The organism is Methylocella silvestris (genome assembly GCF_002891535.1).
Classification (GTDB): Bacteria; Pseudomonadota; Alphaproteobacteria; order Rhizobiales; family Beijerinckiaceae; genus Methylocapsa; species Methylocapsa silvestris_A.
In genome coordinates this window covers 166,456-180,944 of sequence record NZ_PDZR01000003.1, presented here as the reverse complement: position 1 = coordinate 180,944, position 14,489 = coordinate 166,456, and the positions used below count along the sequence as shown (strand labels likewise).

Below are 14,489 nucleotides of genomic sequence, written 5' to 3'. Positions count from 1 at the left end.
GCGTGTTGGTCTGAGCGCAAGAGGTCCTGGCCTCGCGTTCACGGCTTTTTCTTCTCGCGATCTAGCAGCGCGCGTTTGCGGTCGACGCCCCAGCGGTAGCCCGACAGCGAGCCATCCGAATGCACCACGCGATGGCAGGGAATGGCGACCGCGATGGGATTTGCCGCGCAGGCGCCGGCGACGGCGCGCGCCGACTGCGGACGTCCGATCGCCTTCGCCACATCGGCGTAGCTTGCCGTCGTCCCGGGCGGGATCGCCCGCAGCGCCTGCCAGACCTGCTGCTGGAACGCCGTGCCGATGATGTCGAGCGGCAGGTCGAAGCGCCGTTGCGGCGCCTCAACAAGGGCGATGATTTGCGCGAGGCGCGCGCCAAAATCCACGTCAGCGCCAATGATGCGCGCCTTGCAGAATCGCTCCTGTAGATTACGCGTCAGCGCATCGCGATTGTCGCCGATCAAGATGGCGCAAACGCCTTTGTCTGTGGCGGCGACAAGGACAAAGCCAAGCGAGCATTCGCCGATGGCGAAGCGTATGTCGGCCCCTGCTCCGCCGTCGCGATAATCTCCGGGCGTCATTCCGAGCCTCGCATTCGAGAATTCATAAAAGCGGCTCGCGGAATTGAACCCGGCGTCATAAATCGCATCGGTGATGCGGGCCGCTGCGCCAAGGCCTGCCGCGAGCCGCTCGGCTCTTTTCGCGCTTGCATAGGCGCGCGGCGTGACGCCGGTCGCCGACTTGAACAGGCGATGAAAATGAGAGGGGCTGAGGCCAGCCGCCTTGGCCAACGCCTTGAGGCCGGGCGGCGTTTCGGCGGCGTCGATCATGCCGCAGGCGTGGCGAATAGCATCCGCGTCGCGCGCCGCCCGGTCCGGCTGATCGGGCCGGCACCGCTTGCAGGCGCGAAAGCCGGCGCGCTCGGCCTCGGCGCCCGTTGCAAAGAACGCCACATTCTCGCGCCGCGCCGGCCGTGCGGCGCAGTTCGGCCGGCAGTAGACGCCCGTCGTGCGGACGCCATAGAAGAAACCGGCGCCCGCATCGCGGCGAGCGATGGCTTCGAAACGCGCCTCGAGCGGATCGCCGCTATCTTGCAAAGCCGTTTCGGGCGCGTCCATAAAAAATAAGCTCATCTTCGATTTCTCTGCCGAGTTTGCCGGATTCATGGCGCGTGACAAGCGCCGAACCCGGTTGCTACAATAAGACGTTCCGGGGGCCGGTGGCGCTCCGAATCTTGCTTTCAAATCGCGCCTGGCCCTCGTCGCAGCAATGATCGAAAGGCGCTCATTCCTGAAACTTTGTCTCGCCAGCGCGATGACGCAGACCGAGCTATTGTCGGGCTCGGCCGCCGCCGCGGGCGACGCGTCGCAAACGCTGCTCGTGACCCACCCCGCCTTTTTCGATCACGATCCCGGCCCCGGCCATCCCGAGCGGCCGGCGCGGCTCCGGGCGATCGACGCCGCGCTTAAGGATCCGGCGTTCTCCGCGCTCCGCCGCGAGGCCGCGCCGCTGCGTGACGACATCGAGACCGCGATCCTGCGCGCCCATAGCGCCTCCCATCTCGCCCGTTTCAAGGCGGCCGCGACCGACGCCGGAAACCTGCCCTATTCCTTCGACGGCGACACGGCCATCTCGGCCGGCTCGTTCGAGGCGGCCTATCGCGCGGTCGGCGCGGGGCTCTTTGCGGTCGATCTGGTGATGGATCCGAAATCGCGCGTCGCCAACGCCTTCTGCGAGGTGCGCCCGCCCGGCCACCACGCCGAGCGCGAGCGGATCATGGGCTTTTGCCTGTTCAACAACATCGCCATCGCCGCGCTTTATGCGCGGGCGCGGCATGGAGCAGAGCGCGTCGCGATCATTGACTTCGACGTGCATCACGGCAATGGCACGCAGCAGATTTTCTGGGAAGACAGCGCGGTCCTGTTCGGCTCGACGCATCAGATGCCGCTCTTCCCCTACAGCGGCGCCGTGACCGAGACAGGGGTTGACAATATCGTCAACGCTCCCCTTCGCGCGGGCGACGGGGGGGCGGAATTCAAAGAGGCGATGGAGACGCGCATTCTTCCCGCTCTCCACGCGTTCCGCCCCGATCTCATCCTGATTTCTGCGGGATTCGATGCACATCGCGGCGATCCGCTCGCAAGATTGCGCCTCGACGACGAGGATTTTGCCTGGATCACGCTCAAGCTGATCGAGGCGGCGCAAAAACATTGCGGCGGCCGGATCGTCTCCTTTCTCGAGGGCGGTTACGGACTTCACGCCCTGGCGACGTCGACGGCGGCCCATGTCGGCGCGTTGATGCAGGGCGTCTGATCGCCTCTCCCTGAGCGCGCGTCCTTTTTTCAAATGCGCGGTTGACGACCGTCCGTGATGTTATGTTATATCATTTATGAGGTCGCCACGAAGGCGGCCAGAGGTTGAACTGTCCGCAATGCTGAAAACGCGACGCCTTCAAGACCCTTTCTCAGCCTCGCTGATGGCCCGCGGCGCCGCGCGGCGCCTTCTGCCTGCCGCCGTCGCGATCGCTTTGCTCTGGATCGCCATTTTATGGGCGGTCGCCCTGCCATGAGCGCGGCCGCCATCCGTTTCGAGGACGTCACGATCACCTATGATCGCCATCCGGCCGTGCATCATGTCTCGGGCGTTTTCGCGCCGGGCAGCCTGACGGCCATCGCAGGACCGAACGGCGCCGGAAAATCTACGCTGCTCAAGGCCTTGATGGGCGCATTGCCGCTCGCCGAAGGCCGCATCGATCGCGGCGGCCTTGCGATCAGCGATTTCGGCTATCTGCCGCAGGCGGCCGAGATCGACCGCAATTTCCCGCTCTCCGTCGCCGAGGCCGTTCTGCTTGGCGCCTGGAAAAGGATCGGCGCATTCGGCTCCGTTCCGGCGGCCGTCGCCGCAAAGGCGCGCGAGGCGCTGTCGGCGGTCGGCCTTGCCGGTTTCGAGGGCCGCCCCATCAGCTCTTTGTCGGCGGGCCAGTTCCAGCGCGTGTTGTTCGCGCGGTTGCTTTTGCAGGACGCCCGCGTGCTTGTGCTCGACGAGCCCTTCGCCGCCATCGACGCGCGCACCACCCGCGACCTTCTCGAGATTGTCCGGCGCTGGCATGGCGACGGGCGCACGGTGATCGCCGTGCTGCATGATTTCGAACAGATGCGCGCTTACTTTCCGCAAACGCTGTTGCTCGCGCGCGAAAACATCGGCTGGGGACCGACAGAAGCCGCGCTCTCGCCCCTCAATCTCAAGCGGGCCGAGGCCATGCTCGAAACCATCGACGAAGACGCAGCTCTCTGCGCGCCGGCGAAGGGAACAGGACGCTGACCCTCTATACGCTCATCGTCGAGCCTTTCGTCGACTATGGCTTCATGCGCCGCGCCCTCGTCGCCTCGATGGCGCTCGGGCTGGGCTCCGGCCCGATCGGCGTGCTTCTCATGCTGCGGCGCATGAGTCTTGTCGGCGACGCCATGAGCCATGCCGTTCTGCCGGGCGCCGCCATCGGCTTTCTCATCGCCGGCGGGCTGTCGCTGCCCGCGATGGGCTTGGGCGGGCTTGTCGCGGGGCTGAGCGTCGCGCTGCTTTCCGGCCTCGTCAGCCGCACCACGGTGCTGAAGGAAGACGCCAGCTTCGCCAGCTTCTATCTGACTTCGCTTGCGCTCGGCGTGCTGATCGTCTCGCTGCGCGGTTCGAACATCGACCTTTTGCATGTGCTGTTCGGGACCATTCTGGCGATCGATTCGCAGGCGCTGTTTCTGGTCGGGGGAATCGCCTCTTTCACTCTGGCGACGCTTGCCCTCGTCTACCGCCCGCTCGTCGCGGAATGTTTCGATCCCGGCTTTCTGCGCGCGGTCGGCGGGCGCGGATCGGCCTATCATTTTCTGTTTCTGTTTCTCGTCGTGCTCAATCTGGTCGCGGGCTTTCAGGCGCTCGGCACGCTGATGGCGGTCGGCATGATGATGCTGCCGGCCGCCGTCGCCGGCCTCTGGGCGCGCTCGCTTGCGGGCATGGCGGCGATCGCCGCCGCCGCCGCCGCTTTTTCAGGGTTCGCCGGGCTGATCGTCTCCTTCCATTTCGGCTTCGCCTCGGGGCCGACGATCATCCTCACGGCCAGCCTGCTCTACGCCGTCTCCCTGCTGCTCAGTCCCTCGGGCGCTTTGCGACGGCTGTTCCCGCGTCCGCATCTTGCGGGCTGATTTTCGTCAAGGAGCATTCCATGCGCTACACAAGCCTGATAGCCCGGCTTCTCGCCTCCGCCGCCCTCAGCGCCGCGGCCTCGGCCGCCTCCGCCAAGACGCTTGACGTCGTCGCGAGCTTCACCGTCCTCGCCGACGTCGTGCAGCAGGTCGGCGGCGATCATGTACGCGTCAAAAGCCTCGTCCCGGCGAATGGCGACCCGCATGAATTCGAGCCCTCGCCGAATGACGCGAAGGCTCTCAAGAGCGCCGACGCGACCTTTGTCAGCGGCGAGGGTCTTGAAAGCTGGTTTCAGCGGCTCGCCAAGGCGGCGGGCTACAATGGCAAGCCTGTTGTCGTCTCGACCGGAATCAAGACTCGCAGGATGGAGGAAGACGGCAAAACCGTCACCGATCCGCATGTCTGGAACAGCCCTGTCAATGTGATCGTCTGGGCGAACAACATCGAAAAGGCGCTCGCCGCCGCCGACCCCGAGGACGCCGCCGCGTTCAAGGCCAACGCCGAAGCCTATGTCACGCAACTCAGGGAACTCGACGCCTATGCGCGCGAAAAGATCGACGCGACGCCGAAGGATCGTCGCAAGATCCTGACGAGCCACGACGCCTTCGGCTATTTCGGCGCCGAATATGGCGTCAGTCTTCTGTCGCCGCTGGGCGTTTCGACGGAGACGGAAGCGTCCGCCGCCGACGTCGCGAAATTGATCAACCAGATCAAGAAAGAAGGCGTGAAGGCGTATTTCTTTGAAAATTCCAACGATCCGCGCCTCGTCAAGCAGATCGCGGAAGCAACCGGCGCGGAGCCGGGCGGCGAGCTTTACGTCGAATCGCTCTCGACGGCGGACGGTCCCGCGCCGACCTACGTCAAAATGTTCCGATACAATGTCGACAAGATAGCCGACGCGCTGTCGAAGCAGACGTCCGCCTCGGCCACGACACGCTGAACCCCGGCGGCGTTCCCGATCGGCGGGCCGGGGAGAAATCCTCCGGCTAGAGCATTTTCCGCGAAAGTTGCAGACTTTTGCGATAAGAAAACGCGTTGAAACAAATAGATAGAGCCTTTCACGATTCCGTGGATTGTGAAAAGGCTCTAGTCGTCGTCGCGCGGCTCATCCTGCGGCATCAGCATGATGGCGAAGGCCATTTGCAGACCGCCGAAACTGAAGCTGAACGAGGCGCCAAGAAGCACGAGCCAGAGCCATTTCTGGTTCGATCGTCCGATCAACGTGCCGATATGAGCGATGTCAAATGTGACGATGGCCAGCACCGCGCAAAGGCCGATCGCAACGCCGATCAGCGCATGGCGGAGCAGGAATTTGATATGCTCGGGCATCGAACCTTCGCCGTCCGGCGCGCCCGGATTCTCAGGCCTTCCTAAGATCAACGAATTATAGCGCAAACAGTTCACGCCGGCGCGGGCCGATTGGCGGCGTTTCGACGCGCCGGCTAGAGCGTCCGGCGTGGCGTGCGCTTGCAGGCAAAATAAGCTATGCGAGGGCTTTCGCGCATCAGGAGATCGCCCGCAATGTTCATCGCCATGAATCGATTCAAAGTCCTGAAGGACCAGACGCAAGCCTTTGAGGACGTCTGGCGCAATCGCGACTCGCAGTTGAACAAGGTTCCGGGCTTTATCGAATTCCATTTGCTGCGCGGGCCCGAGCGCGAGGATCATATCCTTTATTCCTCGCACACGCTGTTCGACAGCCAGGATGATTTTATCGCCTGGACCAAATCCGAACAGTTCCGCATGGCGCATCGGAATGCCGGCGATCAGAAGCCGAAAACGCTCGGCCATCCCGAATTCGAGGGATTTGAGGTGATCCAGACCGTCGAGAAGGCTCCCGCCTGACCCGTTGCGCATCCCGGCCTACGCCAGCCTGTCGCTGCGATAGCGCCGTCAAAACCACAAGATCGGGACATGATGGAGAGAGCCGACGCGCTCGCCGACCCGTCTGTTCTTGACGCCGAGGAGGTCGGGCAAGCTCTTGGCGCCGACCTCGAACGCGGGCTGACCGCGAAGGAAGCCGCGCGCCGACTGGCGGAAAACGGCCCGAACGAGCTTCGCGCGGCGCCGCGGCCGCCGGTCTGGCGCCGCATCCTCGCGCAATTCGAAGATCCGCTCGTCTATCTCCTGATGGGCGCCATCCTTGTCGCGCTCGTCGCCTGGTTCATCGAGGGAAGAGCCGGCTGGCCGGTCGACGCCATCGTCATCCTGATCGTGGTGCTGCTCAACGGGCTTCTTGGCTATCTGCAGGCGGCGAAGGCTGAAAACGCGGTCGCGGCCCTTGCGAAGATGACGGCCGTGACCTCCGCGGTCATGCGCGACGGCCATCCGCTGCGCGCGCCAAGCGCCGACCTCGTGCGCGGCGACCTGCTCCTGCTGAGCGAGGGAGACGCAGTCGGAGCGGACGCGCGGCTCATCAGCGCGGCGTCGCTGCGCGTGCAGGAAGCCTCGCTGACGGGAGAAAGCGAAGCGGTCTTGAAGGATGCGACGACGCTGCGCCAACCGGCGGCGATCGGCGATCGCCGCGACATGGTCTTCAAGGGAACGACGGTGGTCCGGGGCGGCGGGCGCGCCATCGTCACCGCCACCGGGATCGACAGCCAGATCGGCGCGATCGCCGAATTGCTCAAGGCGACGGCGCCGAAGCCGACGCCGCTGGAGCGGGAAATCGGCCATCTCGGGCGGATGCTCGGGCTCGCCGTCATCGTGATTTGCGTCGTGGTGGCCGGAACGATTCTCCTCTCGTCCGAGATCCGCAGCGCGCATGACGTCATCACGATCCTGCTGCTCGCCGTATCCCTCGCGGTCGCCGCCGTTCCGGAAGGGCTGCCAGCGACGCTGACCGTCGTGCTCGCGCTCGGAGTGCAGCGGATGGCGAAACGCAACGCCATCGTCAAGGAGCTGTCCTCCGTCGAGACGCTCGGCGCCGCTTCGGTCATCGCCTCCGACAAGACCGGCACCCTCACCCGCTCTGAAATGACCATCGAGCGCGTGATAACGGCTTCCGGCGCGTCCCACATCACCGGCGTCGGCTACGCGCCGATCGGGCGGCTGGAACAGGAAGACGAAAAGCACGCAGCCATGGCGCGACAGGAGCAGATCATCGTGCTCAGCGGCGGCAGTCTCGCGGGCGACGCCGATCTGCGCCAATCCGACGATGGAGAATGGGAGATCGAGGGCGAGCCGACCGAAGCGGCGTTCCTCGTGGCGGAGCGCAAGCTCGGCCTCACGGAACGCCGCCGCGGGCGCTTCGCGCGGATCGGCCTGATCCCGTTTACCTCCGAGCGCAAAATGATGTCGACGATCGAAATCGACCGCGAACAGGCCGGCGAACGCGTCATCATCGCCAAGGGCGCGCCGGATGTGCTGCTGGAGCGATGCACGCGACTGCGCATCGGCGCGGAAGTCGTTGCGCTCGACGACGCCTGGAGAATGCGTCTCCTTGCCGACGTTAACGCCCTGTCCGACGCCGCGCTGCGCACGCTCGCTGTCGCCTACCGTCCACTCGCTCCGGGCGCGCTCCCGCAAGCCCTTGAAGAGCTTGAACGCGATCTCATTTATGCCGGCGCCGTCGGCATGATCGATCCGCCGCGCGCGGAGGCGGCCAGCGCTATCCGCGAGGCGCATCGCGCCGGCGTGCGGGTCATTATGATTACCGGCGACCACCCGCGCACGGCGGCGCGGATCGCCGCCGATCTTGGCATCGTAGGCGCCGGGTCGCCGGTGCTGACCGGCCCCGAACTCGACGCCTTTGACGATGAGGATTTCGCCAAAGCCGCCCGCGAGACCTCGGTCTATGCGCGCGTCGCGCCGGTCCACAAGCTCCGCATCGTCGCCGCCCTGCAAGCGAATGGCGATGTCGTCGCCATGACGGGGGACGGCGTCAACGACGCGCCCGCGCTGAAGGCTGCGGACATCGGCGTCGCCATGGGCGTCAACGGAACCGAGGCGACCAAGGAAGCGGCCAGGATGGTGCTAGCCGACGACAATTTCGCCACCATCGTCGCGGCCGTGACCGAGGGCCGCGCCATCTACGACAACATCCGCAAATGTCTGCGTTATCTGCTTTCGTCCAATATGGGCGAGGTGCTGACGGTGTTTCTTGGCGTCGTCGGCGCGGCCTTCATCGGGCTCGAGGGCGCCGCCGGCCACGGAGGGCTGGCGCTGCCCCTGCTCGCCACACAATTGCTGTGGATCAATTTGCTCACCGATTCCGGCCCTGCGCTGGCCCTCGGAATCGACCCCGTGACCGATGACGTCATGGACCGCAGACCGCGCCGGGCGCAGGAGCGGATCATCGACGCCGCCATGTGGGCGGAAATTCTCCTGACCGGCGCGGCGGTGGCTGTCGTGACGCTGCTGGCGATCGACATCTATTTGCCGGGCGGCTTGATCGAAGGCTCGCAGAGCCTCGCCAACGCCCGCACGGCCGGCTTTACGACGCTCGTCCTCGCCCAATTGTTCAATTGTTTCGCCTCGCGCTCGGCATCCGCAAGCGCCTTCGCGCATCTCTTCGTCAATCGCTGGCTTTGGGGCGCTGTCGCCGTGTCGGCGGCGCTGCAGGTCGCCGTCGTCCACGTTCCTTTTCTCAACCTGGCGATGGGAACCGCGCCGCTGACGCTCGATCAATGGCTGGTCTGCATCGGCCTTGCGAGCCTTGTGCTGTGGTTCAGCGAAGCGCGCAAGCTGGCGCGCCGCTCCGTCAGCCGCAGAATCGCCGCGTCGCAGCGGCCCAAGCCCGCCTAAACTGCTTTCCGCCTAATTGTGAGCCGCTTCTTTCTGCGGTTCGCCGGCTTGCGGCCTTGGCCGGCCACGGTCGCCGACAAGGTCCCAGCGCGTGCCAAAAATCGTGTCGCAGATGCCGGGGCTGCCAAAACCGTCGCTGAAGCTCACATTGCTGCGGCGATGATGCTCCGCATGCGCCTTGCTGGTCGAAAGCCCGGCGAGCGCATCATAGAAGCGACCCTTGAGGCCGCCGAGGCCACGCGGCAGCTTCACCGAGAAATCATAGCCGGAATGTTCGTAAAGCCCGCCGAGCGCGCCGAGGCTGGCGACGAGCAGATGGAAGAACACATCGGCGCCGGCGAACACCAGCATCAGGGGAATGAGATAGGGCAGCACGATCTCGAGGAAGAAATCGACGTGGCCCATATAGCAGGCGCTGATCGCCCGGCTCGCCCCCGTTGAATGATGCACGCTATGCCCGAGCTTGCGGATCCAGCCCGGCCGATGCAGCAGGAAACGGTGGGAAATATATTGGACGATATCGTGCCCCACGCCCATCGCGACCATGGCGGCGATGAAATGCAGCGGGTTCAGATGCGCCGCCCCGACAAAGGCGAGGCCGAGAAATTCGAGCGCCGCCATGGATGGCAGCAAGATGAAAAACTGATTGATCAGCACGCGCGGCAAAAGCTCGAAATAGCTCATGCGTTCGACCGAACGCATCTTATAGGCGCTCATGCGGCCGGTGCGGTCGCACCATTCGAACCAGAGGCCGACGCCATGATAGACGACCATCTGGACGGCGAAGGCCAGAACGGAGAGCGGGATGGGCAGTGCGCCGTTCGCGTCAATCAAGTGGAGCGTCCTTTCCGGTGCGGAAAATCATTCAGTGTCCTTATGACAGCGTCGGTATGCCGGCGCCGCCCCCGTCGAAAGCCCGGCGGCGCGGCTTTGTCGACCAATTACCCGCCTTTCGATTTGATTCAACGCATAAATTCAAGCGAAATCAGCGCAACTTTTGTATCATGATGTAACGCATCTCCTTGTTTCGTCACGCGATATTTGGAATTGATCCAAGAGCGCGCGCTTTTTTGCAAGCTGCGCCCTTGCCAATCGGAGCGAATAAATTACGACAGGCTCCGCCCAAAGCCGCTGGAAGGACAGGAACGCCGTGACAAAGCCCACTCTCGAAAAACAGGCCATCGCCCGGGAAACCGCAAAGATGCTGATCGAGGTGGAGGCGATCCTGTTCAACCCGCAAAAGCCCTTCATCTTCACTTCGGGCTGGGCGAGCCCGGTCTATACCGACATGCGCAAGCTGATCTCCTTCCCGCGTTTGCGCTCGAGGCTGATGGATTTCGCGGTGACGACGATCGAGCGCGAAATCGGCTATGAACGGCTCGATATCATCGCCGGCGGCGAGACGGCGGGCATCCCCTACGCCGCCTGGCTGTCCGAACGGCTGATGCTGCCGATGCAATATGTCCGCAAGAAGCCGAAAGGCTTTGGCCGCAACGCCCGCATCGAGGGCGTGCTGCAGGACGGCGCGCGGACCCTGTTGGTCGAGGACCTGGCCAGCGACGGGCGCAGCAAGGTGAGCTTTTGCGAGGCTCTGCGGGAGGCCGGGCAAAAATGCGACCACGTGTTCGTGTTTTTCTTCTACGGCATCTTTCCGGAGGCGACGCAGGTCATGGCCGATCTCGGCGTCAGCCTGCATCATCTCGTGACCTGGCGGGATATTTTGGCGGTCGCCCGCGCGGAAAACTATTTCGAGAAGGCGACGCTCGACGAGGTCGAGGCATTTTTGAACGAGCCAGCCAAATGGTCGGCCGCGCACGGCGGGATCGCCGCGTTCAAGAGCTGAAAGAGCAGCACAGCCGATCGGCGCCGGAGCGAAGCGTTGAATACATTCTTGCAGACTCTTCAAATCGATCTTCCCATCATTCAGGCGCCGATGGCGGGGACCTCGACGCCGCAGCTGGCCGCAGCCGTCTCCAATGCCGGCGGCCTCGGTTCCATTGGCGTTGGCGCGAGCGACGCCGCCACCGCGCGCGCCATGCTTGCGGCGACCCGCGCGGCGACAAACCGGCCCTTCAACGTCAATCTGTTCTGCCATGTTCCGGCGCGTCAGGACCGCGCGCGGGAAGCGGCGTGGCTTCGTCGCCTCGCCCCCCGCTTCGAAGCATTCGGCGCCGAACCTCCGCAGGAACTGCACGAGATCTACACGAGCTTTGTCGCCGACGACGCCATGCTGGCGGTTCTGCTGGAAGCGCGGCCGAAGGTCGTCAGCTTTCACTTCGGGCTCCCCGACGCCGACCGCATCGAGGCGCTGCGCGCTGTCGGCGCGACGCTGTTCGCAACGGCGACGAGCCTCAAGGAAGCCCAGGCCGCCGTCGCGGCCGGGATCGACGCCATCGTGGCGCAGGGCTTTGAGGCCGGCGGCCATCGCGGCGTGTTCGACCCCGCAGCGCCCGACGACAGGCTGGGCGCGCTTGCGCTCACCCGCCTGCTGGCCTCGAAGTTAGAAGCGCCGGTCATCGCGGCAGGCGGGATCATGGACGGCGCCGGCATCGCGGCGGCGCTCAAGCTTGGCGCGGCCGCCGCTCAGCTCGGCACGGCTTTTATCGGGTGCCCGGAGTCGAGCGCCGACGCCGCCTATCGCGCCGCCCTGTTCAGCCCGAGCGCATCGCATACGACTATGACCTCGGCCATCTCCGGCCGGCCGGCGCGCTGCCTCGCCAATGACTTCACGCGCCTCGGCGAAGAGATCGCGGATGCGCCCCGCCCGGACTATCCGATCGCCTATGACGCCGGCAAGGCGCTCAACGCCGCCGCGAAGGCCAAAAATCACGCCGGATATGGCGCGCAATGGGCCGGTCAAGGCGCGCCGCTCGCCAGAGCCCTGCCGGCGGCGGAGCTGATGAGATCGCTGCGGAAAGAGCTGGAAACTGCGCTGCGCGGCTAGACCTATCCGGCCCCGGCTTCAAAAAACTTCATACGCCGGTCATGCGCTTCGCTGGGCAAAGGCTCGCTTGCGGCAAAAATCTCCTCGAAGCGGCGCTTGAAGTCGGCCGCCGCCGCGGGATCATCGACAATGATGAGATCATTGTCCTGCTTCTTCAGACCCGAGGCCGAGAAATTCGCCGCTCCGGTGCGCAAAATGGCGCCGTCGATCTGGTAGCTTTTCAGATGCATCAGCGGCGCGCCGGCGCGTTTCAGGCCGATCTCGATGTCGGGATTGTCGAGCAGATCCATGAAAGGCGCGCTCGGATCGCGCTGGCCAATCCGGCCGTAATCGAGATAGATGCGGATCTTGACGCCGCGGCGCGCGGCGCGGCTCAACGCCTGCATCACGGGCCAGTCGGTCAGGACATAGGCGGCCATGTCGATCTCGCGCTCCGCTTGATCGATCAGGCTGACGTCGATACGTTCCAGATTCTCGGCTGGCGCGTAATGGATCGACGTGGCGCTACGCGGGATCGGCGAGGATTCGGGGGCGGCGGCGGCGATCGCGACAAGGACGAGGCCGGCGAGCGCCGCGCTGGCGAAGCTGCGGCGATGACCAACGGCCGGGCGCTCCTCCCCGCTGAAAATGCCCGCCCGAAACTGCCCTTGCGAAACACGCATCTATCGTCCTGCCGATTCGCTTCCAACGAGAACATACACTGAACCACAACCTTTAAGAATTGCTGGAGAAAATATGGGACACGGAATTCGCTACGAACGACAGGTATTGAGCGTCGACGAAGTCGCCCTCGTCGCGTCAACGCATCATCCGGCGCTTGGAGCCTTGAGCGACGAAGAGCTCGCCAAATTGAGGACGCTCGTGCGGGAAAGGCGCGACCGCGCCCGCGATATCGCCGCACGGCAGCGGCGCGAGATGCGCGGCAAGGCGGCGGCGAAAGGCGCCCGTCCGGCCGCCGATGACACGGGATCGCGCGGCAAGCGCGATCTGCTCGCCGCCGCCATGAAGCGGATCAACGGAGAGGCCACGCGCCGCGAGGGCAAAGCCGCGCGCGACGCCATGAGGGACAGCGCGCAGCGCGCTCTCGCCCTGCGCAGCAAGCGCGAAGCCGAGGCGGCCCGCCGGCCGGCCACCCGCACCGCCAGCGAGGGCATGCGCCCCTCCGACAGCAAGGCGACAAAGCAGCGCAACCGCGCCAAGCTCGGCGCAGTCAGCCAGCACACGAAGAACATGCAGGCCAAGCGCGACGGCAGATAGGGTTAAACCTTGAATCGCGGCGAACTCGCCGCGGTTCAATCCTGCGGGATCGGCGCGCGGTATTCCGCCGGCGCGCCGTTCGCCGGTCCGTCGAACAGCACGATCGCCCGGAGTTCGCCATCGGAAGCCGCGATTGGCAGCACGGCTTCGGCCTTGGCCCGGATCGGCTGACCGTCTTTGTCGGTTGTGTGGACATCCTCCAGCCGCGCGAGCGGGGTCGCCGCGGCGCGGCCGGTCAGCAGCCAGGATGCGATGAAAAGGCTGTAGGGCGTCGCAGGATCATCCTGCGTCGGTCCGGCGAGGATAAGCAGCTTGCCGCCTGGCAGCGCGGCGAGATCCCTGATCCCTGTATTTTTTCCCAAACCCAATGGAATATCGAAGATCTGCAACGGAATGCGATCTGCGCCCGGCGCAAACAGATCCGCGATTTTTGCGCCGATGATGAAGGCGTCGCCGTCGACGGAGGGCGCCCGCGCGCCCGCGTAAAGCATCCCGTCAATGACGGCGAGGCCCTCGACATTCAGCCCATCGCTTTTCCCGCCATGCCCCTTCAGCACGCGGCCAAAGCTTGAGCCGACGGAATCTGCGGCGGCGAGGGCGTCCGACAGGCGGTAGGTCGCCTCGACGCTCGTGTTTGGCGCGGAGGCGTCGAGACCAGGCTTCCCCTCCCCGTCGACAAGGTCGCCCGAGGTGTTAAGGCGAAAGCGCACGGTGACGAAGGCGGACGGCGTGAACTTGCCGGAACGGCGCGAACATCCGTGCGACCCGACGACATAAAAATAGGGAGCGGCGTAAGCGACGCCCTCGCCGTCAAGGTCCTTGAATTTGTCGTCCTCTTTCGGGCATTGCGCCGTCGTCGGAGAGGAGCCGACGATTGTCGCCCTGCTTTCCTCCGCGATCAGTTTTATGCGCGTCCCAGCCCTTAGCGTCCCCTGTTCAAGAAACGCGATTTGAGCGAAGCGGCTCTGATCGTCGATGACAACGCAGATCCGGCGTCCGGCCGCCTCGGGCTGACACGCGATTCCGCTGAGATCACGCGAGATCTTGCCCTTGTCATTGACGAATTCGCCCGCGACGGCGATCTGGCGCGCCGGAGCGAGCGCTGCGGCGTCGGCCGCTCGGGCGCCATGTGATGCTGCGACAAGCGCGAGCAAAATCGCCGCCGTTTTCAACATGAAGGGAGACCCCATGACGCGTCGCAAATGCCTGACGCCGAGATTCGCATGGCGCGGGCGCGGCGCAAACAAATTCCTGGCCTTGGACTGCTTATCGATCACATGAAAACATATGATCGATAAGAAATCGCTCTCAACGGGACCTGCTCTCGAGCATTCGCCCAAAAAGCTGAAGGCTTTTT

Annotated in this window: 14 protein-coding genes; 9 read left to right on the top strand and 5 right to left on the bottom strand. The window is 64.7% G+C overall.

Features of this window, described 5'->3' with window-relative positions; translation table 11 throughout:
* Positions 1-38 precede the first annotated feature (38 nt).
* Positions 39-1,112, bottom strand: a complete 1,074-nt coding sequence (ada, locus tag CR492_RS05465) for a bifunctional DNA-binding transcriptional regulator/O6-methylguanine-DNA methyltransferase Ada (RefSeq protein WP_102842762.1) — start codon at positions 1,110-1,112, stop codon at positions 39-41.
* 151 nt (positions 1,113-1,263) lie between these two features.
* Between ada and CR492_RS05460 the strand changes: the two genes are divergently transcribed.
* From CR492_RS05460 to CR492_RS05445, 4 genes are all read left to right on the top strand, one after another.
* Complete coding sequence (locus CR492_RS05460; RefSeq protein WP_102842725.1) at positions 1,264-2,307, top strand: histone deacetylase family protein; 1,044 nt, start codon at positions 1,264-1,266, stop codon at positions 2,305-2,307.
* A gap of 252 nt (positions 2,308-2,559) precedes the next feature.
* A complete protein-coding gene (locus CR492_RS05455; RefSeq protein WP_102842724.1) occupies positions 2,560-3,315 on the top strand; it encodes a metal ABC transporter ATP-binding protein in 756 nt (251 codons plus the stop codon).
* Positions 3,316-3,359: 44 nt separating this feature from the next.
* Positions 3,360-4,184, top strand: a complete 825-nt coding sequence (locus tag CR492_RS05450) for a metal ABC transporter permease (protein WP_432431197.1) — start codon at positions 3,360-3,362, stop codon at positions 4,182-4,184.
* A 20-nt stretch (positions 4,185-4,204) separates the two neighbouring features.
* Positions 4,205-5,125 carry a metal ABC transporter solute-binding protein, Zn/Mn family gene (locus CR492_RS05445; protein WP_102842722.1) on the top strand — a complete coding sequence of 307 codons (921 nt, stop codon included), beginning with the start codon at positions 4,205-4,207 and terminating at the stop codon, positions 5,123-5,125.
* 146 nt (positions 5,126-5,271) lie between these two features.
* Here CR492_RS05445 and CR492_RS05440 read toward each other — a convergent pair whose 3' ends face one another.
* A complete protein-coding gene (locus CR492_RS05440) occupies positions 5,272-5,514 on the bottom strand; it encodes a hypothetical protein (RefSeq protein WP_146030181.1) in 243 nt (80 codons plus the stop codon).
* A 192-nt stretch (positions 5,515-5,706) separates the two neighbouring features.
* Here CR492_RS05440 and CR492_RS05435 point away from each other — a divergent pair, with 192 nt between their 5' ends.
* Together CR492_RS05435 and CR492_RS05430 are read left to right on the top strand one after the other, a co-directional pair.
* Positions 5,707-6,030 carry an antibiotic biosynthesis monooxygenase family protein gene (locus tag CR492_RS05435; RefSeq protein WP_102842720.1) on the top strand — a complete coding sequence of 108 codons (324 nt, stop codon included), beginning with the start codon at positions 5,707-5,709 and terminating at the stop codon, positions 6,028-6,030.
* 72 nt (positions 6,031-6,102) lie between these two features.
* Complete coding sequence (locus tag CR492_RS05430; protein ID WP_102842719.1) at positions 6,103-8,931, top strand: cation-translocating P-type ATPase; 2,829 nt, start codon at positions 6,103-6,105, stop codon at positions 8,929-8,931.
* A gap of 12 nt (positions 8,932-8,943) precedes the next feature.
* On the opposite strand, the gene CR492_RS05425 is transcribed toward CR492_RS05430, so the two are convergent.
* Positions 8,944-9,765, bottom strand: a complete 822-nt coding sequence (locus tag CR492_RS05425) for a sterol desaturase family protein (protein WP_102842718.1) — start codon at positions 9,763-9,765, stop codon at positions 8,944-8,946.
* 316 nt (positions 9,766-10,081) lie between these two features.
* Here CR492_RS05425 and CR492_RS05420 point away from each other — a divergent pair, with 316 nt between their 5' ends.
* Both CR492_RS05420 and CR492_RS05415 read left to right on the top strand, forming a co-directional pair.
* Positions 10,082-10,774, top strand: a complete 693-nt coding sequence (locus tag CR492_RS05420) for an orotate phosphoribosyltransferase (protein ID WP_102842717.1) — start codon at positions 10,082-10,084, stop codon at positions 10,772-10,774.
* Between the two features lie 48 nt (positions 10,775-10,822).
* On the top strand, positions 10,823-11,875 hold the full coding sequence (locus tag CR492_RS05415; protein WP_280951522.1) for an NAD(P)H-dependent flavin oxidoreductase: 1,053 nt from the start codon (positions 10,823-10,825) through the stop codon (positions 11,873-11,875).
* A 2-nt stretch (positions 11,876-11,877) separates the two neighbouring features.
* Here the strand turns inward: CR492_RS05415 and CR492_RS05410 are convergent, their stop codons facing one another.
* On the bottom strand, positions 11,878-12,537 hold the full coding sequence (locus tag CR492_RS05410) for a phospholipase D-like domain-containing protein (RefSeq protein ID WP_102842715.1): 660 nt from the start codon (positions 12,535-12,537) through the stop codon (positions 11,878-11,880).
* Between the two features lie 73 nt (positions 12,538-12,610).
* On the opposite strand from CR492_RS05410, the gene CR492_RS05405 reads away from it, so the two are divergent.
* The gene (locus tag CR492_RS05405) at positions 12,611-13,132 is read left to right on the top strand and encodes a hypothetical protein (RefSeq protein WP_146030180.1); all 522 of its coding nucleotides are present in this window, start codon (positions 12,611-12,613) and stop codon (positions 13,130-13,132) included.
* Positions 13,133-13,167: 35 nt separating this feature from the next.
* Here the strand turns inward: CR492_RS05405 and CR492_RS05400 are convergent, their stop codons facing one another.
* A complete protein-coding gene (locus CR492_RS05400) occupies positions 13,168-14,307 on the bottom strand; it encodes a DUF3616 domain-containing protein (protein WP_180982433.1) in 1,140 nt (379 codons plus the stop codon).
* Positions 14,308-14,489 lie beyond the last annotated feature (182 nt).

Excerpts from the sequence above, each read along its gene's own strand:
- CR492_RS05405 (WP_146030180.1), top strand. The coding sequence starts at position 12,611 with ATGGGACACGGAATTCGCTACGAACGACAGGTATTGAGCGTCGACGAA.
- CR492_RS05445 (WP_102842722.1), top strand. The coding sequence starts at position 4,205 with ATGCGCTACACAAGCCTGATAGCCCGGCTTCTCGCCTCCGCCGCCCTC.
- CR492_RS05460 (WP_102842725.1), top strand. The coding sequence starts at position 1,264 with ATGATCGAAAGGCGCTCATTCCTGAAACTTTGTCTCGCCAGCGCGATG.
- CR492_RS05435 (WP_102842720.1), top strand. The coding sequence starts at position 5,707 with ATGTTCATCGCCATGAATCGATTCAAAGTCCTGAAGGACCAGACGCAA.
- CR492_RS05430 (WP_102842719.1), top strand. The coding sequence starts at position 6,103 with ATGGAGAGAGCCGACGCGCTCGCCGACCCGTCTGTTCTTGACGCCGAG.
- CR492_RS05440 (WP_146030181.1), bottom strand. The coding sequence starts at position 5,514 with ATGCCCGAGCATATCAAATTCCTGCTCCGCCATGCGCTGATCGGCGTT.
- CR492_RS05450 (WP_432431197.1), top strand. The coding sequence starts at position 3,360 with ATGCGCCGCGCCCTCGTCGCCTCGATGGCGCTCGGGCTGGGCTCCGGC.
- ada (WP_102842762.1), bottom strand. The coding sequence starts at position 1,112 with ATGGACGCGCCCGAAACGGCTTTGCAAGATAGCGGCGATCCGCTCGAG.
- CR492_RS05400 (WP_180982433.1), bottom strand. The coding sequence starts at position 14,307 with ATGTTGAAAACGGCGGCGATTTTGCTCGCGCTTGTCGCAGCATCACAT.
- CR492_RS05455 (WP_102842724.1), top strand. The coding sequence starts at position 2,560 with ATGAGCGCGGCCGCCATCCGTTTCGAGGACGTCACGATCACCTATGAT.
- CR492_RS05410 (WP_102842715.1), bottom strand. The coding sequence starts at position 12,537 with ATGCGTGTTTCGCAAGGGCAGTTTCGGGCGGGCATTTTCAGCGGGGAG.